This window comes from Bacillus sp. AFS015802 (genome assembly GCF_002561455.1).
In the GTDB taxonomy this organism is placed as follows: domain Bacteria; phylum Bacillota; class Bacilli; order Bacillales; family Bacillaceae_B; genus Rossellomorea.
This window is the reverse complement of sequence record NZ_NTUP01000010.1, coordinates 53272-74181: the sequence shown is the minus strand read 5'-3', so window position 1 is coordinate 74181 and position 20910 is coordinate 53272. Positions and strand designations below refer to the sequence as shown.

The 20910-nt window shown below is 45.2% G+C and carries 17 protein-coding genes, 9 tRNA genes and 1 riboswitch; of the genes, 22 read left to right on the top strand and 4 right to left on the bottom strand.

Annotation, left to right across the window (positions count from 1 at the left end):
• Positions 1-27 precede the first annotated feature (27 nt).
• From CN378_RS06680 to rocF, 10 genes are all read left to right on the top strand, one after another.
• Positions 28-102: transfer RNA gene (locus CN378_RS06680), tRNA-Asn, on the top strand.
• 2 nt (positions 103-104) lie between these two features.
• Positions 105-177 (top strand) — tRNA-Thr (locus CN378_RS06675).
• A gap of 21 nt (positions 178-198) precedes the next feature.
• Positions 199-273 (top strand) — tRNA-Glu (locus tag CN378_RS06670).
• 31 nt (positions 274-304) lie between these two features.
• Positions 305-380: transfer RNA gene (locus CN378_RS06665), tRNA-Val, on the top strand.
• Between the two features lie 21 nt (positions 381-401).
• Positions 402-477: transfer RNA gene (locus CN378_RS06660), tRNA-Thr, on the top strand.
• A gap of 12 nt (positions 478-489) precedes the next feature.
• Positions 490-573, top strand: a tRNA-Tyr gene (locus CN378_RS06655).
• A gap of 68 nt (positions 574-641) precedes the next feature.
• Positions 642-716 (top strand) — tRNA-Gln (locus CN378_RS06650).
• Positions 717-720: 4 nt separating this feature from the next.
• A tRNA-Lys gene (locus CN378_RS06645) sits at positions 721-793 on the top strand.
• A 44-nt stretch (positions 794-837) separates the two neighbouring features.
• A tRNA-Ala gene (locus tag CN378_RS06640) sits at positions 838-913 on the top strand.
• A gap of 343 nt (positions 914-1256) precedes the next feature.
• Positions 1257-2159: an arginase gene (gene rocF / locus CN378_RS06635; protein ID WP_098351125.1), complete on the top strand. Its 903-nt coding sequence runs from the start codon at positions 1257-1259 to the stop codon at positions 2157-2159.
• A gap of 58 nt (positions 2160-2217) precedes the next feature.
• Here rocF and CN378_RS06630 read toward each other — a convergent pair whose 3' ends face one another.
• Positions 2218-2367: an aspartyl-phosphate phosphatase Spo0E family protein gene (locus CN378_RS06630; protein WP_257141040.1), complete on the bottom strand. Its 150-nt coding sequence runs from the start codon at positions 2365-2367 to the stop codon at positions 2218-2220.
• A gap of 179 nt (positions 2368-2546) precedes the next feature.
• Here CN378_RS06630 and sigW point away from each other — a divergent pair, with 179 nt between their 5' ends.
• From sigW to glmS, 6 genes are all read left to right on the top strand, one after another.
• Positions 2547-3110, top strand: a complete 564-nt coding sequence (sigW, locus tag CN378_RS06625; RefSeq protein WP_098351123.1) for an RNA polymerase sigma factor SigW — start codon at positions 2547-2549, stop codon at positions 3108-3110.
• A 15-nt stretch (positions 3111-3125) separates the two neighbouring features.
• Entirely contained in the window at positions 3126-3758 is a 633-nt protein-coding gene (locus CN378_RS06620) for an anti-sigma factor family protein (protein ID WP_098351122.1), read from the top strand.
• A 234-nt stretch (positions 3759-3992) separates the two neighbouring features.
• A complete protein-coding gene (gene cdaA / locus CN378_RS06615) occupies positions 3993-4829 on the top strand; it encodes a diadenylate cyclase CdaA (protein ID WP_098351121.1) in 837 nt (278 codons plus the stop codon).
• On the top strand, positions 4822-6063 hold the full coding sequence (locus tag CN378_RS06610) for a CdaR family protein (RefSeq protein ID WP_179884830.1): 1242 nt from the start codon (positions 4822-4824) through the stop codon (positions 6061-6063). The genes cdaA and CN378_RS06610 overlap by 8 nt, the downstream gene beginning before the upstream one ends.
• A 25-nt stretch (positions 6064-6088) precedes the next feature.
• Entirely contained in the window at positions 6089-7438 is a 1350-nt protein-coding gene (glmM, locus tag CN378_RS06605; RefSeq protein ID WP_098351119.1) for a phosphoglucosamine mutase, read from the top strand.
• Positions 7439-7950: 512 nt separating this feature from the next.
• A complete protein-coding gene (gene glmS, locus CN378_RS06600; RefSeq protein WP_098351118.1) occupies positions 7951-9753 on the top strand; it encodes a glutamine--fructose-6-phosphate transaminase (isomerizing) in 1803 nt (600 codons plus the stop codon).
• A 50-nt stretch (positions 9754-9803) separates the two neighbouring features.
• On the opposite strand, the gene CN378_RS06595 is transcribed toward glmS, so the two are convergent.
• A complete protein-coding gene (locus CN378_RS06595; protein ID WP_098351117.1) occupies positions 9804-11309 on the bottom strand; it encodes a M1 family metallopeptidase in 1506 nt (501 codons plus the stop codon).
• 363 nt (positions 11310-11672) lie between these two features.
• Between CN378_RS06595 and CN378_RS06590 the strand changes: the two genes are divergently transcribed.
• Both CN378_RS06590 and CN378_RS06585 read left to right on the top strand, forming a co-directional pair.
• Positions 11673-13856 (top strand): FUSC family protein, encoded by a 2184-nt coding sequence (locus tag CN378_RS06590; protein ID WP_098351116.1) that lies wholly within the window; start codon positions 11673-11675, stop codon positions 13854-13856.
• 126 nt (positions 13857-13982) lie between these two features.
• Complete coding sequence (locus tag CN378_RS06585) at positions 13983-14708, top strand: YqcI/YcgG family protein (protein WP_098351115.1); 726 nt, start codon at positions 13983-13985, stop codon at positions 14706-14708.
• Positions 14709-14743: 35 nt separating this feature from the next.
• Here CN378_RS06585 and liaG read toward each other — a convergent pair whose 3' ends face one another.
• Positions 14744-15607 carry a LiaG family protein gene (gene liaG, locus CN378_RS06580; protein ID WP_098351114.1) on the bottom strand — a complete coding sequence of 288 codons (864 nt, stop codon included), beginning with the start codon at positions 15605-15607 and terminating at the stop codon, positions 14744-14746.
• An 89-nt stretch (positions 15608-15696) separates the two neighbouring features.
• On the opposite strand from liaG, the gene CN378_RS06575 reads away from it, so the two are divergent.
• A complete protein-coding gene (locus tag CN378_RS06575; protein WP_142323583.1) occupies positions 15697-16257 on the top strand; it encodes a GNAT family N-acetyltransferase in 561 nt (186 codons plus the stop codon).
• A gap of 54 nt (positions 16258-16311) precedes the next feature.
• Here CN378_RS06575 and CN378_RS06570 read toward each other — a convergent pair whose 3' ends face one another.
• On the bottom strand, positions 16312-17058 hold the full coding sequence (locus CN378_RS06570) for a CAP domain-containing protein (protein ID WP_098351112.1): 747 nt from the start codon (positions 17056-17058) through the stop codon (positions 16312-16314).
• A 186-nt stretch (positions 17059-17244) separates the two neighbouring features.
• Here CN378_RS06570 and CN378_RS06565 point away from each other — a divergent pair, with 186 nt between their 5' ends.
• The 3 genes from CN378_RS06565 (at position 17245) to CN378_RS06555 (ending at position 20907) form a co-directional block, all read left to right on the top strand.
• Positions 17245-17829 (top strand): DNA-3-methyladenine glycosylase, encoded by a 585-nt coding sequence (locus tag CN378_RS06565; RefSeq protein WP_098351111.1) that lies wholly within the window; start codon positions 17245-17247, stop codon positions 17827-17829.
• A 106-nt stretch (positions 17830-17935) separates the two neighbouring features.
• A riboswitch (cyclic di-GMP riboswitch) is annotated at positions 17936-18017 on the top strand.
• Positions 18018-18049: 32 nt separating this feature from the next.
• Positions 18050-18796 carry an EAL domain-containing protein gene (locus tag CN378_RS06560; RefSeq protein WP_179884829.1) on the top strand — a complete coding sequence of 249 codons (747 nt, stop codon included), beginning with the start codon at positions 18050-18052 and terminating at the stop codon, positions 18794-18796.
• Between the two features lie 131 nt (positions 18797-18927).
• Positions 18928-20907: an ABC transporter permease subunit gene (locus CN378_RS06555; RefSeq protein WP_098351109.1), complete on the top strand. Its 1980-nt coding sequence runs from the start codon at positions 18928-18930 to the stop codon at positions 20905-20907.
• Positions 20908-20910 lie beyond the last annotated feature (3 nt).

Below are 20910 nucleotides of genomic sequence, written 5' to 3'. Positions count from 1 at the left end.
GAGTAGGACGTCGCCAGGCTATATCATTCCGCAGTAGCTCAGTGGTAGAGCTATCGGCTGTTAACCGATCGGTCGCAAGTTCGAATCTTGCCTGCGGAGCCATTGCTTCCATAGCTCAGCAGGTAGAGTGCTTCCATGGTAAGGAAGAGGTCACCGGTTCGAGCCCGGTTGGAAGCTTTTCTATTTTTTTGATACACCGGCCCATTGGTCAAGCGGTTAAGACACCGCCCTTTCACGGCGGTAACACGGGTTCGAATCCCGTATGGGTCACCATTTTCTTTCAAGGGAATACATTTTACATATCGGAGGATTAGCTCAGCTGGGAGAGCATCTGCCTTACAAGCAGAGGGTCGGCGGTTCGATCCCGTCATCCTCCACCATTTTTATTTCCAGTTTAATATGCCGGTGTAGCTCAACTGGTAGAGCAACTGACTTGTAATCAGTAGGTTGGGGGTTCAAGTCCTCTTGCCGGCACCATTTGATTTAGCTGGAGGGGTAGCGAAGTGGCTAAACGCGGCGGACTGTAAATCCGCTCCTTCGGGTTCGGCAGTTCGAATCTGCCCCCCTCCACCATTTTGTATATTTCAGTGTAAAATGGACATCCTATAAATGTCCCTTTTTTATGCCATTTACGTTATTATTGGGCTATAGCCAAGCGGTAAGGCATCGCACTTTGACTGCGACATGCGTTGGTTCGAATCCAGCTAGCCCAGCCATTACGAGCCATTAGCTCAGTTGGTAGAGCATCTGACTTTTAATCAGAGGGTCGAAGGTTCGAGTCCTTCATGGCTCATCACACATGTTCTCACATCTCCAGGTGTGAGAACTTCTCTATATGGGGCCTTAGCTCAGCTGGGAGAGCGCCTGCTTTGCACGCAGGAGGTCAGCGGTTCGATCCCGCTAGGCTCCACCAATGATTTTTGGGGTAGCAACATAGAATTATCAGTGAATAAAATAACCTTACATAAGACATGATCAGACCTTGAATCTCTTTTTGGGATTTGAGGTTTTTTTGTTATCGTGCATAAGAGAATTCAAATCATTCTCATGAAAATGATCGGTAAATAATCTGTTTCCCCAAATCGACTCTTCAGTCTCCCTCCAATACTCCCCGCTCTTCTACATAATCTTACAACCAACACCAAAAAGCCCTTCTGCACACGCATATATATGCACAATCCTGTCCAGTTGAGTCATCGGGGCATCTATGGATACAATAGGGGTAGAACTTATATTTTGAATAGGGGGAATTTTTGATGAAGAAGAACATTTCTATTATTGGTGTACCGATGGATTTAGGTCAAATGCGAAGAGGTGTTGACATGGGACCGAGTGCGATCCGTTATGCAGGAATTGTGGAGCGTCTTGAAAATCTCGGATATGACATCAATGATCTCGGCGATATCGAGATTGGTCAGGCTGAGCGTGTACATAATAATCCCGATACAAATTTAAGAAATTTGAAAGCGGTTGCTGAAGCGAGTGAAACCCTTGCCGGTAAGGTGAATGACGTCATTGGCAGCGGGGATTTCCCATTGATCTTTGGAGGGGACCACAGTATAGCGATCGGGACATTGGCCGGCGTTTCCCCTCATTATGAGAACTTAGGTGTGATTTGGTATGACGCCCATGGTGATTTGAATACGGGGGATACGTCACCGTCCGGTAATATCCATGGAATGCCACTCGCGGTGAGCCTTGGCATCGGTCACGAAGATTTAACGGGTATCGGTCAAAGCTCTCCGAAAATTAAACCTGAGAACATTGTCATCATTGGAGCACGCTCTTTAGATGAAGGAGAAAGAGAGTTAATCAAGGAAAAAGGCATTAAAGTATATACGATGCATGAAATTGACCGCCTTGGTATGACGAAGGTAATGGAAGAGTCCATTGACTACTTGAAGGGAAGGACCGATGGCGTCCACCTATCCCTTGATCTGGACGGATTAGATCCAAGTGATGCCCCTGGTGTCGGAACTCCTGTCCTTGGAGGGATCAGCTACCGGGAGAGTCATCTGGCGATGGAGATGCTTGAGGAGTCCGGATTGATTACATCTGCTGAATTCGTAGAGGTAAACCCTATCCTGGATGAGAAGAATAAAACGGCTACGGTTGCTGTTGCGTTGATGGGATCTCTTTTTGGAGAGAAATTACTATAATCGGGTAAAAAAATAAGGCTGGAACCCGTTATGGCTTCCAGCCTTCCTCTATTTCTCTTCAATGGTGCTTGACCACTTGATATTGATTTAACAGATCGTCAAGACGAGTACTCAAATCAACTACTTGCTCATCGGCAAAGGAAGACTTTAATGCTAGTTCGACCATTTGGCGACGGCAGTCTTCAATTTGAAATAATAAATCATTCATTCTTCCCCTCATTTCGAGATCCTCCCGCAATAGAAATAATTAGTTCCTTTATACCCCTTTTCTAATAATTGTAAACACATTTCCTTAAAAATTTGTTAGGATAATAATATAAAAAAATTGAAACCTTTTGATCGGGTTTTACGTATATAAATATAGCCGCATAGAGCGGAGGTTGTGAAATGGAAGCAATAGTGAACAAAAGGATAAAACAAGTATTGAAAGGTGATCAGAACGCCTTTGCAGAATTGGTCGAGCTTTATAAGGATAAAGTGTTCCAGATTTGCTACCGGATGCTTGGGAATCGTCATGAAGCAGAGGACATAGCTCAAGAGGCGTTTATCAGGGCATATGTAAATATTGAAACCTTTAACCAAAAGAGAAAGTTTTCGACCTGGCTGTTCCGGATCGCGACAAATCTCTGTATCGACCGGATACGGAAGAAGAAGCCGGATTACTTCCTCGATGCAGAGGTGGCAGGGACAGAAGGTTTGACGATGTACTCACAGGTGGCTGCCGATGTTCAGCTCCCGGAAGATGAAGTCGAGAATATGGAGCTGCAGGAGACGATACATAAGGAAATTTCCAAGTTGCCTGAGAAATACCGATCGGTCATTGTTTTAAAATACATTGAAGAGCTCCCGCTTCAGGAAATCAGCGAAATACTGGATTTGCCCCTGGGAACGGTTAAAACGAGAGTACATAGAGGGCGTGAAGCTCTCAGAAAACAATTACGATCACTGTAGAGAGGGTGAGTGAACATGAAACCTTGTCCTGAAGAAATCATCGAGTATATGCACGATTATTTAGATGGAGACTTAACCAGGGAAAAAGAAGAAATGCTGAAGCATCACTTGCAGGAATGCAGTGAGTGTCAGCACCACTTTCATGAATTGAAAAAAGCGATTGCGTTTGTACAGAGCACATCCCACATCAGTGCTCCTGCAGACTTTACAGATAAAGTCATGTCAAGATTACCGAAAGAGAAGAAGAAGGTGGGCGTACAGAGATGGTTCCGGCACCACCCGCTGCTCACGGCTGCTGCATTATTCTTCATTTTCATGACCGGGAGTTTTCTTGCTTCATGGAATGATGATCAGGCCTTTTCATTTACGAAAAATGACAAATTAGTCGTTCAGGACCATACGGTGGTCGTTCCTGAAGGGGAAGAGGTAAAGGGAGATTTGACCGTCCGGAATGGCGATGTGAAAATAGAAGGAAAAGTAACGGGAAATGTCACGGTCATCAATGGTAAACAATATCTGGCTTCCGCAGGCAGTGTGACAGGGGACATTCACGAAATCGATGAAGCGTTTGAGTGGCTTTGGTACCAAATTAAAAAAGGGGCTAAAGACACGTTGGATTGGGGAAATTCGCAACTTGATGAAAAGTAGGATAAAATAGAGGGGATGGAACATAAGGTCCGTCCCTAAAGGGCTGACACTACGGATATTCGTGTCAGTTTTTTTATGCAAAAACGTGAGTCCATGAGGAGAAAAAAAGAATCATGAGGCCGTGGGTGTCTTTCATTTGAGAGTGATAAAATGTGCTATAATAAGAACGTTACGAAAATGGAGAAGCCACACATGGCGGCTTACGCTTTCGATTAAGCTATTGGAGGATGTAATATGCCGTTTATCGATATTTTTTCGGATTACTCCGCGCTGGATTATGTCTCTGATATAGTAGATATACTCGTTGTTTGGTTTGTAATCTATAAACTGATCATGCTGATAAAAGGAACGAAAGCAGTACAATTATTAAAAGGTATTTTTGTCATCATCATTGTCAGGGGCCTGAGTAGTATTTTTGGTCTTGATACTCTCGGCTGGATGATGGAACAAGCCCTTACGTGGGGGTTCCTGGCCATCATCATCATCTTCCAGCCTGAACTGAGGAGAGCCCTTGAACAGCTCGGACGGGGCCGCTTGTTCTCAAGAACGGGGCTTCAGGAAGAAGAAGAACAGGAACAGATGATCGAATCGATGACAAAAGCCGTAAGTTATATGGCGAAGCGTCGGATCGGAGCCCTCCTGACCCTTGAGAGGGAAACGGGTATGAGTGACTATATTGAAACCGGTATACCACTCAATGCGAAGATCACGTCCCAGTTGCTCATTAACATCTTCATCCCAAATACGCCCCTTCATGATGGAGCGGTGATTATACAGAAGAACCAGATCGCGGCCGCCGCGTGTTACCTTCCTTTGTCCGAAAGCCCCTTCATTTCCAAGGAACTCGGAACAAGGCATAGAGCGGCACTCGGTGTGAGTGAAGTGACGGATAGTATCACCATTGTTGTGTCAGAAGAAACGGGAGCTATCTCCATTACGAAAAATGGAGAGTTGCATCGCGACCTCTCTCTGGAGCGCTTCAAGGAAATTCTTACGTTAGAGCTCATTGGAGATAAAACAAATGCTTCCTCGACGAAATGGAGCTTTAGGGGGAAGAAAGAAAATGGATAAATTCATGGAAAGCCGTTGGTTCATGCGTATCGTCGGCCTCATGTTAGCCTTTATTCTGTATCTGTCGGTTAACTTTGACAACATTCAGAAGACGGCTAACAATAATAACGGTACCTCTCAGACTTCGATTGAAACGATCCAGGATGTCCCGCTTGAAGTATTCTATGATAGTGAGAACCTGGAAGTGTCAGGGCTGCCGGATACGGTGAACGTGACCGTGGAAGGGCCAAAAGCCGTTGTGCAGCAGACGAAAACATTAAAGGATTTTCAAGTATACGTGGATTTAAATGATATAGAGATTGGTGAACATCAAGTCGAGATCCAGACCCAAAATATTTCTGATAAATTAAAAGTGAAACTTGATCCTGAATTCGCCAATATTTCGGTCCAGGAAAAGGTCACGGAAGAATTTACGATTGAACCTCAATTCAATGAGAGTATTCTTTCAAATGGGTATGAGGCAGAAGGGCTCGCAGTGGATCCGAAAACCGTGAAAGTGACGGGTTCGAAGAATGAAGTAGAACGGATTGCATATGTGATTGCCACCCTTGATGTGGATGAAGAGATCAATGAAAATGTGACAAGGGAAGCCCGGGTACAGGTGCTTGACCGTGAATACAACAAATTGAATGTGCAGGTAGACCCTGAAGTGGTGGATGTGACCGTATCGGTCGTGAACCCGAGTAAAAACGTACCAGTCACAATTAAGGAAACAGGCAGTCTTCCAAAAGGGACTACCCTTGAATCGATTTCAGTTGAACCTAAGGAAGCAACGATCTTTGGCAGACAGGACGTACTGGATACAGTAGAAGAACTCCTGGCAGAAGTCGATCTTTCCAAGATCACGAAGGATTCGACCATTACTGTACCCCTTAACCTTCAGGATGGGTTGAATAAAGTCGCTCCCGAAGAAGTGAAAGTCAAGATTGATGTGAACACAACCGAGGAGAAGAGCTTGTCAGGGATCGAGATCAAACCTGAAGGATTGGCTGACGAATATGAATATACCATCACAGCACCTGAAGGCGGGGTAGTGGATGTGGCACTGAAAGGCCAGAATGGAGCAGTGAGTAAAGTGAAGAAAGAAGACTTCTCCCTCGCTCTCGACCTTACAGGGCTCGAGCCCGGTGAACATGAGGTGGAAATTGAAGCAGAAGGGCCGGAGAATGTTGAATGGACCCTTTCACAAAAAACGGTAAAAGTAGAAATCAAAGAAAAGAACACATCAGCATAAGAGCTGTAAAAAGGAGAGAATGACAATGGGTAAGTATTTTGGAACGGATGGAGTAAGAGGCGTAGCGAATACAGAATTAACACCGGAATTAGCCTTTAAGCTTGGACGATTCGGTGGATATGTTCTGACAAAGGATGCTACGCGTCCCAAAATATTGATTGGGCGCGATACTCGTATTTCCGGGCATATGCTCGAAGGCGCTCTTGTAGCGGGACTTCTGTCAATCGGTGCAGAAGTGATGCGCTTAGGCGTGATTTCCACTCCAGGAGTCGCATACTTAACAAAGGCGCTCGGAGCTCAGGCAGGAGTCATGATCTCTGCTTCTCATAACCCGGTAGCTGATAATGGGATTAAATTCTTCGGACCGGACGGATTCAAGTTGTCGGATGCCCAGGAAAGTGAAATTGAAGATCTGTTGGATCAAACCGTTGACGGATTGCCTCGTCCGGTTGGTGGAGACCTTGGGCAGGTTAGTGACTATTTCGAAGGCGGTCAGAAGTATCTGCAGTATCTAAAACAATCAGTGGACGAAGATTTCGATGGTTTACATATTGCGTTAGATTGTGCACATGGTGCAACATCCGCCCTTGCCACTCACCTGTTTGCTGACCTGGATGCCGACATTTCCACTATGGGAGCATCACCGAACGGACTGAATATCAATGAAGGCGTTGGATCGACACACCCTGAAACCTTAGCTGAAATGGTGAAGGAAAAAGGGGCAAACCTGGGTCTTGCCTTTGATGGGGACGGAGACCGGATCATCGCCATTGATGAGCATGGACAGATCGTGGATGGAGATCAAATCATGTATATCTGCGGTAAGTATTTGAAATCACAAGGCCAGTTGAAACAGTCTACCGTCGTATCTACTGTGATGAGTAACCTCGGCTTCCATAAAGGGCTTGAAGAGAATGGGATCCAAAGCATTCAAACGGCTGTAGGAGATCGCTACGTGGTAGAAGAAATGAAGAAAAACGGCTATACACTCGGCGGAGAGCAGTCGGGGCATATCATCTTCCTTGATTACAACACAACTGGTGACGGTCTTTTAACAGGCATTCAGCTTGTGAATATCATGAAGGTGACAGGTAAATCCTTATCGGAACTTGCCGGGGAAATGCAGAAGTTCCCTCAGAAGCTTGTGAATGTCCGGGTGACGGATAAGCATCATGTCACGGATAACGAAACGGTTAAAAACGTGATCCAAAAGGTCGAAGAGGAAATGAACGGAAATGGCCGCATTCTTGTCCGTCCTTCCGGGACAGAGCCGCTGGTTCGCGTCATGGCAGAAGCGCCTACGGAAGAGTTGTGTGAGCGATATGTAAATGAAATTGTACAAGTCGTAGATGAGGAAATGGGCCTTAACGAATAGTTGATTTTCCATGCACAAGGGGTCAATTCATCCCCCTTGTGCATATTTAATGAGTAGAGTCATTTTACACAGGAGGGGTTTAGACCCGATCTGTGTCGGGAACATGACAAAGTGATAACAACTCTTTATCGCTGTCAGATTTTTGTTGACGAAGGGAAACCCGCTGGTGTATGATGATTTTGTTTTCGTTTTTCAAATAAAATGGAAATGGTAGTCAAGAATGAAAGGTGGATAGTTGGTAATACATTTAACTAAAGCGCCAGGGCTGAGCGATGGATACGACAAGAATCGTTCAGTTGACGAGGTGGAGGTTTATCGAGCATTCGGCGGATGCCTCCCGGTTCGCATATGTCACCGAACCGAAAGTTTCTTCCTTAAAACGTTAAGGCAACTTAACGCACAAAGGGATGAAAAAAAGTGGCTAAAAAACTAATGACAAACAGAGATAAGGGGGCAAGTTGTCCCCAAATGAGTTCTTGCCCCCTTGCATGTTCAGGGAGGATATATTAATTATGTGTGGAATTGTTGGATATATTGGAAATTCAGATACAAAGGAAATTCTTTTAAAAGGTCTTGAAAAGCTTGAGTACCGCGGTTATGACTCTGCAGGCATCGCCGTTCAAAACGATGAAGGCATCCATGTCTTCAAAGAAAAGGGTCGTATTGCCGACCTTCGCGGAATCGTGGATGATAACGAATCGAGCAACACTGGTATCGGTCACACTCGCTGGGCTACCCACGGTGTACCAAGCAAGGTGAATGCTCACCCTCATCAAAGTAATTCAGGCCGATTCACGATCGTTCATAACGGAGTAATCGAAAACTACTCCCAACTTAAGCGCGAATACCTGACAGACGTAACGTTCAAAAGTGATACGGATACAGAAGTCATCGTACAGCTGATCGAAAAGATCGTGGAAGAAGGAAATACGGTAGAGGAAGCATTCCGTCAAACGCTGATGCTTCTTAAAGGTTCCTATGCGATTGCCCTTTTAGATTCTGAGAATGATGAAACGATCTATGTAGCGAAAAACAAAAGTCCACTGCTTGTCGGTCTTGGAGAAGACTTCAACGTTGTAGCAAGTGATGCTATGGCGATGATTCAAGTAACGGATCAATATGTTGAGCTTATGGATAAAGAAATGGTCATCGTAACGAAGGAAAAGGTTGAAATTCAAAACCTGATCGGTGAAGTAATGGAACGTGCTCCTTATACGGCTGAAATTGATGCCAGTGATATTGAAAAAGGCACATACCCTCACTACATGCTGAAAGAAATCGACGAGCAGCCATTAGTGATGCGTAAAATCATCCAGGCTTACCAAAACGAGAACAACGAGCTTCACATCGATGAGCCGATTGTCGGTGCGATGAAAGAAGCGGATCGTGTCTACATCATTGCGTGTGGAACGAGCTACCACGCTGGTCTGGTTGGAAAGCAATTCATCGAGAAGAGTGCAGGGATTCCTGTTGAAGTTCATGTAGCAAGTGAATTCAGCTACAATATGCCATTACTTTCTAAGAAACCATTGTTCATTTTCATTTCTCAAAGTGGTGAAACAGCAGACAGCCGTGCCGTTCTGGTGCAAGTCAAAGAGCTTGGCCATAAGGCTTTGACGATCACAAACGTAGCGGGCTCTACCCTGTCACGTGAAGCGGATTACACATTGCTTCTTCATGCAGGACCTGAAATCGCTGTAGCTTCAACGAAAGCGTACACGGCTCAGCTTGCGGTGCTTGCCATCCTTGCTCACGTTGCCGGTCAGGCATGTGGGAACAATCAGGACTTTGACCTTGTTCAAGAGCTTGGTATCGTCGCTACGGCAATGGAAGCACTTTGTGATACGAAAGAAGAGTTTGAAGATATCGCACGCGAATACCTATCAACGACTCGTAACTGTTTCTTCATCGGTCGTTCACTGGACTTTTACGTAGGTCTTGAGGGCGCTTTGAAGCTGAAGGAGATCTCTTATATCCAGGCAGAAGGATTTGCCGGAGGAGAGCTTAAGCACGGTACGATCGCCCTTATCGAAGAAGGTACACCGATCGTTGCCCTTGCAACACAGGAAGAAGTAAACCTAGGCATCAGAGGAAATGTGAAAGAGGTAGTCGCTCGTGGAGCAAACCCTTGTATCATTTCCATGAAAGGCTTAGAAGACGAAGAAGATCGCTTCGTCATCCCAGAGGTTAATCCATTGTTATCACCTCTTATCTCTGTCATCCCATTACAACTGATTTCTTACTATGCTGCCCTGCACCGCGATTGTGATGTAGATAAGCCGCGTAACTTGGCTAAGTCTGTTACGGTTGAGTAAGGATTGGATAGATGAAACCCGGTCAGCCCATGTGGCTGACCGGGTTTTTTTTATTCCTGATCTGAAAGCAGCACCCGGTGATCCCTGAAGAACGGCATTAAATCTCTTCCCGTAGATTTCTCCATGGACCTGATAAAGTCCCGAGTGGTGGAGATCCCGAATTTTTGCTGCTTGAAGTAGGTTTGCATAGCGGAATAAAACGCCTCGTCACCGAGAAGTTCCCTTAGATCATTGATAGTGCTGGATCCGTAATTGTAGATCATATAATAATAGGCACCGATTCCCCCTTCTTCCACTCTAGCAGTGAAATCGGAAATCTGGCTGGAGAGATGATAGTAAGAATCTTCGGTAGGTTCTACCTGAAGTGAATCGAGTTCCCCGTCATATAAAGCGGCGGCGAAACTGGCAAAGGATTCGTCGAGCCACGGCTCATCGTATTCGTTATTCCCAATGATACCGTAGAACCATTGGTGACCGATTTCATGAGCGTTGACGGACTTGGCCCAATCAAGTGGACGGTCTCCTGCAAGGCTGATCATCACAAGCTGTGGATACTCCATCCCGCCGAACCAGCCTTCCATCGTGACGATATCAAGCTCAGGCCAAGGGTATTTACCGAATTTTTCACTGAAGAGCTTGATGCTATCTTCTCCGGATTCAAGAAGGGCGGCAGCATATTTGGAATGTTCTTCAGAATAATAGACATTCACTTTAATATTGTTGACTTCAGTAGAGATCACACGGTAATTCGGATTCATTTCCAGGGCGAAATCACGTACATCCTTGGCTTTGTAGCGGTGGGTGGCTTTATCACCTGAAATCTTTACTTTGCCGACTTCTTCTCCAGTAGCCGCAATCACCTGATTTTTGTCGGTTGTAACGGTTACGTCATATTTCCCTGATAAAGAGTAGAAGGATTCGCCATATGGGTAATAAGGATCTACATTCCATCCTTCGTCGTCAAATACGGCCAGGATGGGGAACCAGTTCCCCATGGAAACCGTGTCGCCGTACCATCCGAACCGGTCCTGTTGTTCCGGCAGGCTTACTTCGAAATGCATGCTGACGGTGGCTTTTTTATTTTTGCTTAACGAAAGCTCCTTGATATGTAACGTGGTAGCATTCACTTCAGATGTTGTTTCTTTCCCGTTCACTTTAATATCGGATACTTCCATCCCGCCGCCATTCTCTTTAAAGACATCGGCATTTCCCCATAGATTAAAATACAATTCACTCAAGTTGGTTTTAATGTTGTTTTTAAAGGATACTTCCAACGTACCTTCCGCCTTATGAGTGGCAGAGTCATAGTCAACATCGATGGTATAGGAAGGATTAACAGGTCCCAGTGCATCCTCATTTTTCTTCTGGACTTTCATGGAAAGAGGCTGGGATTGGAGCTTTGATAGGTCAGGTGCACTGGATGGGACATAAGCCCCTTTAGGATCCTGCTTCAAAAGATTGTTTCCTTGTGCAGAGGCAGGGTATGCGATCCCGACTGTACATAAAAGTGCAATGGCCCCCATTGTGATTCGCTTCGTCAAACGCTTCATATTCATTTAGAACCCTCCTATTAGTTGAAACATCCCGTCAAACTTGTTGCGGAAGATTTCGGTTACTTAGTGGATTCTGTATTGAGACGAAACTTCCCTTGATACTATTCTCTCAATTTTTGGAAAATTAGAATTGTATTGTAATTGTAAGATGTGTGTATAGACCTACAGGTATAGAGAGTTTAACCAAGCACTTTCCTTTACCCAACCACCTAAAACCCTTATAATCATACAAATAGATTCCATTCTCTTCGTGCACCAGCGAAATAGAGTAACCTGCTGCCTTCCGCAGTCCAGGTTACTTTTTTATTGGAAAGGGTACGATAAAAGAGAATGAAAAACGGTGCGTAGATAAGGGTTTGATGAGAGATGAAACATTTACATAGACAGCATATATGGCTGGGGAGGATCCTTGCGTCCGACCCGGGCCGAAAAAGGTTTCAGCAGGCGGGAAAAGCAACGATCAGTTTGGTATCGTCTGTCTTTACGATGCTTTTTTTACTGAAGCATTTTGATCATCCATCCATCACCCCGGCGATTGTGTCAGGGATGGTGGGGATGCTTGGCATTTTTGTCGTCATGGATGACACGACCGGGAAAAAGAAGATCACGACCCTGTTGGTCGGTGTCGCAGTGGCAGCCGGGATTACACTGGGATCTGCTTTTGCTCATTACAGTCTTGTGGTGAACGTCCTGTTGGTAGGGGTTATTTTTAGCGCTTTTTACTTTTCACGCTTTGCCATCCGCTATTTTTCCATGGGAATGGCAGGGTTTATGTCAATTTATATATCGTCGATCCTACAGCTGGATGTGGCCCATCTTGAATGGTTTTACCTTGGGATCGTCATAGGGGTCGTGTTCGCGTTCCTTTATAACTTCATCATCTTCAAGGACTCTGTCCATATGTTAAGGAGAAGCATGCGTTCGTTTCATATTCAATCCAACTTGACGTTTACAATCTTGATGAAGATGATAGAGGACCCGGAGACGAGCAACAAGCGCAGAAAGCAACTGGACCGCAATGTGAGAAGGCTGAATGAGTATGCCAGAAGCGTAGCGGGTGATATTAATGAGAATGATTTAAAGAAGCTTTGGCCGGGTATCGAAGCGTCACAGCTCCGTTTATATGTCTTTGATACAGAGATGCTCATACAGACGCTGACGGATTCATTGAAGAAGTTGAAGGACCTGGAAGCGTTGGAGGTCATGGAGCTTAGACGCCTGCTCGTATGGGTCCTCCGTTCCCTCCGTGATGCCGAGGTACTGGCCCAGGACTATGATCCCCGTTCCCTTGAAGAGGCGGAAAAGGCGATCCAGGCCCTTCGTCTGCTATTGTCTGAGGTCCTGAATCAGGAAGAAAAACCAGAAGGCTGGGTATATCTGCTAAGACGGATCGAATCCATAGCCAACCATGTGCTTGAAGCGGCCATCACCATCCAGGAATCATTGAAGGTGCCGGAATACCGTGAGACGCCTGCAGAGAATGATGGTGAATTGAAAGAAGAAGGGAAAGAGGAGACGGAGGAAGAGACCAAGAGTTTGAAACCTTCCACGCGCAAAGCGATACAAGCGCTGGTGGCGGGAACGCTCGCGATCATTGTCGGTGAGCTGATTGCACCTGCACAGCCGTACTGGGTCCTGTTGACGGCCTTTATCATTCAAATTGGTACTGAGTCGGTAGGCAGGACGTATATGAAGGCTTTCCAACGATCGATCGGGACAGTGATAGGAGCCGTACTTGGATTCGGAGCGGCCAACCTTGTAACCGGAAACTCGCAGCTTGAAGTTTTTCTACTGTTTGCGGTCTTGTTCCTCGCCTTTTATCTCTTTCCTGTTTCCTATACACTGATGAGCTTATTCATTACGATGCTGATAGCGTTTATGTATGATCTCCTCCTTGGCGGGATCAGTATACAACTGATGGGGGCAAGAGTCATTGATACGATTGCGGGAGCGGTGATTGCGTTGACGGTGTCTGCGTTTGTATTACCAAAGAGGACAAAAGACAAAGTCGCCGATAGCTTCGATGATTTCTTTAGCGAGCTGCAAGGGTATGTTTCTTCCTATATAAACACCTTTACGATTCCAGAAGACAAGCCATTAACAGATCAGGCCTTTGATTTGGATCAGAAACTTCAGGCGATCAAGGATGAGGCACAATCTCTTCTCCAAAGACCCGGCGCGATGACAAGGTCAGGAGTAGGGCGGTGGATCACGGTGGTGACCGCCATCAATTATTATGCGAAGCATCTGCTTGCCTCGTCCCATCGGAAGGTACCGGCAAAGGTTTCAGAAGAGCTCAGCAGCGCATTCAAGGAAACGGAAGAGAAAATCTCACACAATATCGAAATACTTCAGAAGTTGTTAAAAGAAAAGGAAAACAATCCTGTCATGTGGGATTTAAGCCCGGAACGGGAAAGAATTGAAACCCAGGCGCCGAGCTGGCGTAAATCGCAGGTGGATTTCATTCACCATCTCTACTATGTGTGGAGGATCAATCAATCGATTGTGGCACTCGGCGTGGAATTAGGGGCGGAGGTAAAGAAAGGGTAAAGCGGATTCCGCTTTACCCTTTTTCTAAGATGGCAGTATGGTGGTTTTTTGTCAGTTATTGTTTTAACCTGTCAAAATTCGGGAAGAGCATACCATCGACATACATGTGAGGTGGGTAAATTGACAATGAGCAGTTTATTACTGACAAAAGAAGATATGACAAACCCTGAGATCGTCCCTCAATGGGTTCTAGAAGAATATAAGAATTTTCATGAGGTGGTAACGGACCGGACTTTCCCTTGTTACTTTGGTATGACAGGAGAGAAGAAGGGTGAGCTTCGCTATTCCTATATCAGTCATGACAATTGGGAGCATCTCCCCCAAACGATACAAGAGTTCATCGACCTGTTTGATGTACCAGAAGGAGAGCGCCTGATCCGTCACGGCTTCTTTTTATTTGTGGAACCTGAAAGGGAGGAAAGGTCCGTCCCTCATTACAGGGATTATTTCTGGAGAATCCTTCAGTTTCTCCATGGTGAGGATAAGGAGGATTGGCCAGAAGATTACCCAGAGGACCCGGATCATCATTTGTGGGCTTTTTCCTTTGCAGGGGAACCGTTCTTCGTGTTTGGGAATGCTCCTGCCTACAAGCAGCGAAAGACGAGGGATCTTGGGAATAGCTTAGTACTCGGATTTCAGCCAAGAAGGATTTTTGAAGGATTGGAGGGTACGTCCAAGGGGGGTATCATGTCCAGGGAAAAAGTAAGAGAGCGGGTCGAAAAATGGGACGGCTTACCGAAGCATCCCAATATCAGTCATTATGGGGACCCGGAACATCGTGAGTGGAAGCAGTACTTTATTGGGGACGATGTGGAACCGATTGAAGGAAAATGTCCATTCCATCATAAATAATGGAAAGAGTGCCGGGATGTTCCCGGCACTCTTCTTTAATATATATTCACATTTCCACTGGACACTGACACATCAATGGTATATTGACCTGAGCCTGCGACCCCGGAAATATCCCCAGCGTCTATCTTCTGATCCTTTAAAGGAAGATTGCAGGAAATGTCTCCACTGCTTGCATTCCCGTTCAATTTAAAGCTCGCGTCTTCCGGTAAATCAAGATTTACTCCACCTGAGCTGACATCAACATTCAGGTCTCCCTTTAAAGCATTCATGGTGACCGTTAATTCTCCTGATGATAAGTCGCCTTTCAAGGGACCTTCATAATTCGTTAATTCTACATCTCCCGAGCTGATGTCCACTTTTCCATCCTTCGTCGAGAGGGCATCGACAACCAAATCCCCGGAAGAACCATCATGTTCGAATACGTTCGTCTCGATATTTTTCAGCTCCATATTCCCCGACCCCATGTCAACGGATAATTCATCGAGCTTCCACTTCTTTGAACCGGATTCTCCCGCCATCACGAGATTGCCGGAACCAATATCGATGTCCATGCTGTGGTCATATTCTTTCGGAACATAAACCGTGACGTTTGATTTACGATTGAATCCTATCCATTCATACCACTTATGCTTGACCGTGACATTGATCGTGTCCCTATTTTGAGCTAATGTCATGGTGCCTTTTCCTTCATAATCAACCTTGACCTCATGTTCGTCTGTAGGTATGACCTCTGTGTCACTGCTTTCTAAATGAAGATCAATCTGTTTGATTTTGTTCGTTACTTCGATCCGTTCCCCTGACTGACTTTCTTTTGCGAATAGTGATGTATTATCATTTAAGATGACAAATAGCGTCCCGATTGCAAGCAGCGCAATCATAACGGCGAATGCGTTTTTCATTTCAATCCCTCGCTTTGGTTTGATTTTCCATTTGATAATTATATTTTAATCCAGAGCGGATACCATCACAATGAGCCACGGGATTATTTTTGAGTCAGACCAGAGGCGGAGACGGAAGAGCTCAAGAAATAAATGACTGTGGTAGAACGAATATCCCTTATAATGGAATTGGGGACAGAACAAAGATGAAAGAGGGGGACAAATTGACGGTTGAAATTGGAGTGGCTACTGAAGTTGAGATAGATGAAATATTTGAAATGGCGGGGGCGAACCGGGAAGAAGCGACAGGCGTTCCATATGAAAGGCATAAGGAGGAAATGCAAAAAGCATATCGTCACTCTATCGAACATGGAGCCTATTTCCTCGTTGTCCGTGAGGAAGATCAGTTAGCAGGATGGGTACAGGTGGATAAGAGTATTGATTGGATCACCACGAAAGAGATTGGATGGATCAATGACGTATATGTAAAGAAGTCGTTCCGTGGAAGGGGGCATGCAACTAAGTTGTTAAAACAAGCCCTTCTGGAGCTGAAGGATCGAGACTACGATGAAGTAAGGTTGAATGTGTATGTGTTTAATGAACATGCAATTAAATTGTATGAAAAATTGGGCTTTACTGACGTGTGTAAATTCATGAAGGTGAACCTGTAGAATCCCGTAAAGAAGAAAGAAAAGAAGACCGGCCGCATTGGCCGGTCTTACTCTTTACTTCGCAATAAACATTTGTGTCCAATAAATCCCCTGGCTCGCATCCTTGGCTGTACCTACGCCAATATGAGTGACCTGTTTGTTTAAAATGTTTTTGCGGTGACCTGGACTGTTCATCCAAGCATTCACCACTGATTCCGGTGTTCTCTGCCCAACGGCAATGTTTTCTGCAGCGGTTGAGTAATCCACTCCAAAGTTCTCCATCATCTCAAACGGGGAACCGTACGTTGGAGAGGTATGGGAGAAATAGTCATGCTCTTTCATATCCTCAGATTTCATTTCAGCTACATTGGTTAACTCACCATCCATCTTTAACGGGTTGAGTCCATTTTTCTTACGTTCCTGGTTGGTTAAGTCAATGACTTGCTTTTGAAAACCGCTTGCATCTGAAGTTTGAGCATTTTGTTTGGGCTGCTGTGCAGGAGGTTCGGGTTGGGCTGTATCCGGCTCCCCGGCAGGTTGGTTCGGCTGAGGTGTCCCTTCATTACCGAATCTGTATTCTTCACCAGGATCTAAATGGGTGAATTCACGCAAGTCTCCGTTTGGATCAATCGGAGCCATAAAGCGGTGAAGGGCCGTTTGATTTCCTTGAGATCCATCCCTTCCTTCCCGGTAGTCGTTTCCAAAGGAAACCGGATCGTAATTCACGTTTTCGGTATCAGTGAGTGTATCATTGGTATCGTTATTACAGCCAGTCATCATCATAAAAGGGATGACGGCACATAGTAAGAGTCGTTTTTTCATGAAGATTCCTCCATTTTACATGGTTTTGCCTAAGAAAAGATGGCTGGTAACAGTCTTTAATATGTACGCCCGTCGGATTCTTTATCCTGTTAAAAATAGGTTGGAATTGTGTTCAGATTTAGTTCAGTAAGGATGGGGTATAGCTATATAGAGACCGAACCATCGTTGAGAAGGAAGTGAAACGTCATGAACGAAACACCAATGCCCCCCTCCTTTTACGAGCAGCCCACACTGGAGCTTGCCAAGTCTTTGCTCGGCTGTGTGTTAGTGAAAGAAACGGAGCAAGGAATCGCTTCAGGTTATATAGTGGAAACAGAAGCATATATGGGGCCGATAGACAGGGCCGCCCATAGTTACGGGAACAGGCGCACAAAACGGACGGAAGTGATGTTCCATGAAGCTGGCCGCATTTATACATACGTCATGCATACTCACTGCCTGGTGAACGTAGTGAGCGGAAAGAGGGAGAAACCTGAAGCGATCCTCATCAGAGCCGTCGAGCCTCTTCACGGGCAGGAGCTTATGGAAGCGAGAAGGCCCGGGCATGTGAAGAAGAATTGGACGAATGGACCCGGCAAGTTGACAAAGGCATTAGGCATCACCATGGAGGATTATGGAGGGAGCTTCTTACAGCCGCCGCTCATGATCACAAAAGGGTACCAGCCCGACAGCATTTCAGAAGGAAAACGGATAGGGATAGATAACACGGGGGAAGCAAGGGATTATCCGTGGCGATTTTGGGTTAGCGACAATCCGTTTGTATCAAGGTAACCCTTTCCTTTATGAATTTTCTAATAATTTAAAGAAAATATACCCCATAAGTACCAGGTTTGTGGTATATTTTTCTTATAAGACATATATCATCATAAACTGACAATTCGACTTGGGGGCTTTGAACCTAAATGATAGATGGGCGCTTACATTTAGGGGAGCTAGTAGCGCAACCGACCACATGCGAACGCGAGGGAATGCGTTTTTGTGTGGTTTTTTTATGGCAAAAAAAATAAAGAGAGAGTATAGGGGTCCTATGAACATCTTTACTATTTTTCAAGACGACTTAATCTATCATGATTTTCAGCCATTGTTTGATATGGGTGAGCATCGAACCCTCTATGCTTATGAGGGACTGTTACGGAATAAATATAACGAAAATCCTGAAAGTGTCTTTCAATCGGCCATGAAGGCTAATATCCTGTACAAGCTGGATACTTTGTCGATTTCTAAAGCCATTGAAAGCTTTTCGGAAAATGGGATCGGGGACTGTAAGCTGTTTCTGAATATTTATATTACGACGATCCTTCATCCGGGCTTTCACACTTATTTTTCAAATCTGATGAACCGCCACCCTGACATCAAGGGACGACTTGTGCTGGAGATTAATGAATCAAGTGCGGAAGAGCTTTGGCAAAACCCTTTATTAAAAGAGTCCCTGAAAGAACTGAAGCAATTTGGTGTCTGGTATGCCATTGATGATTTCGGGCAAGGTACGTCCTCCATAAAGAAATCGATCGAGTATGAACCGGAGATCATCAAGCTTGACCGTTATTTCGCCATTAACCTGGCACAGGATGAAAAGAAACAGCGGTTCCTCTCGTTTTTCAGCCAATTTTACGGTAAAGATACCTTGATCGTCCTCGAGGGGATCGAGACGAAGCAGGATATGCAGGTGGCAAGGGAAATCGGTATCACCATCGGACAAGGCTTTTACTTAGGAAGGCCCAGCCGGTTGTTGGCTTAAAAGTGGAAGAGCGACTCTGAAATCAAAAGAGTCGCTTTATTTGTTATGTAATTGTCAGACTTGAAATAAAATTGAAAAATTTTAACATATCTATTAAACTGAGGAAAAAGAGAAAAAAGGGGAACCGGAATATGAAGCTTCTCGCCTTTCCAATTAGATTTATTTTTTATTATATTCTCGGCCTGATCGGCATTCTTGCTGTAAGTATAGCGCCTGAAGTGTTCAGGGAGAGAGGGTTATATAATGTTGTAGGGTACATGGAGGAGTTTATCAAATTTATCTTTGTTTTCCTCGATGGGACAAATTGGAGCTATTCATATAAGGGGGTCACCGTTGATTTTCTTGATATGCTCTGGGGGCCTTATCTGTATTCTCTCCAGATTATAGGAGGGGCCTTGGGCATAGGGCTTGGCATCGCCTTTATTCTGACCGTCTTCACCATATTTTTACCACGCCCGCTTACATCTGCCCTTAAGAAAGTGTTAAACCTCTTGGAGACGGTGCCGGATTTGATGTTCGCCTTCATGCTTCAGCTTCTGATCGTCTCTGTTTTTAAATATTTCGGTGTGGAGCTCATGAACTTTGCAGAATATGGGGAAGAGAAGGTCTTCCTTGCCCCGATGATTACGTTGTCCATCATACCGATGATTTCATTCTTTCGTATCCTCCTGTTCATTATGGAGGAGGAACTGCTTAAGCCTCATATTGAATTTGCCCAGAGTAAGGGGATGTCGAAAGGGCGGATTCTCTTTTTCCATGTGTTGAAAAATATTTCACCAAGCCTTTTTTACCATGGAAAGCTGATCATTTGGGGAATGCTGTCCAGTCTATTCATCATTGAAACGATTTTCAATATGAAAGGCATTACCTATTACATCATTCAAGATTTCAGGCCAATGGTGATCGCCATCTCATTGATCATGATCTACACCCCTTTTTTTGTTGTCTATCAGGGAGTATATCTGTGGATCAGTCATGAGAGCAGTGAAGATCACACGAAATATAAAAGAGATAAAACAAAATGGACGGAATGGAAGATATGGCGCTTTCTTGCGACCATCCGCCGGCTGTGGTGGCAGCATATGCATAACGGTAAGTTTGCCATCGGGTTCAGCGTGATATTTGGTTTGATTGCAGCTAGTTTCCTCTATTCAACGTTAAAAGAAGAACCGATAAAGCAAATTCAATTCATGAAAAATGACGAGGGCAGGATCATCAGTGCCCCTCCCCATAAACCATTCGGGGACATGATCCTCGGATCGGACTTCTTTGGTTATAGTATTCTTGATCAGCTTATTGTAGGAGCCAAGTATACCCTGCTATTTGCCCTGATTGTTGCTTCTATGCGGGTGATCGGCGGGTTCTATCTCGGGATTGCCTATCACTTTCACCTGAAAGAAAGCAGGAAGAATTGGCTGGACCGCATGGTGGATTCCATTCATTTTCTGCCTCTGAGTCTTATCGCGTATCTTCTATTAAGACCGGTGTTATGGGGGTTGCCCGTTTTAGGGTGGGATCACTCCATTTTAGAAAGACTTGTGTTTGAAGCGGTAGTCTTAACCATCCTCGTATTGCCTTTGACCACCGTATTAATCGGGAATGAATTGAAACTGTTGGGAAAGCAGGATTTCGTGCTATCAGCGAAGCTTCTTGGGGGAAGCAATAAGCATCTGCTCTGGACCCATCTTTTCCCTCATCTGGCTCCGCGACTATTTATTATATGGGGGCAGCAGTTCATCCAGACGTTGCTCATCCTCGTCCATCTCGGTTTATTCCATCTCTTCCTGGGGGGAACGATCATAACCGGCGGACTGGTGCCGGATCCACCGAAGTCAGGGACGTTTGAATGGTCCGGCCTGATCAGTTCCACGAAGAATTCTCTCATGACCGGCAAGTACTGGATCGTCATCGCACCATTGGTTGCCTTCATGATCGCAATCATCGCCATGCAGCTGATCGTACAGGGGGTCAAGGAAATCCAGCAAACAAAAGTCGGGGTGCTGGTAAACAACAAACCGATCAAGACGAAACATAAACTGGTAAAAAAGAAAGCCCTAAGTCCAGCCGTCGAAGACTTTCAATTCATCCGCAGGCAAACATTCAAGGGCTAGAGG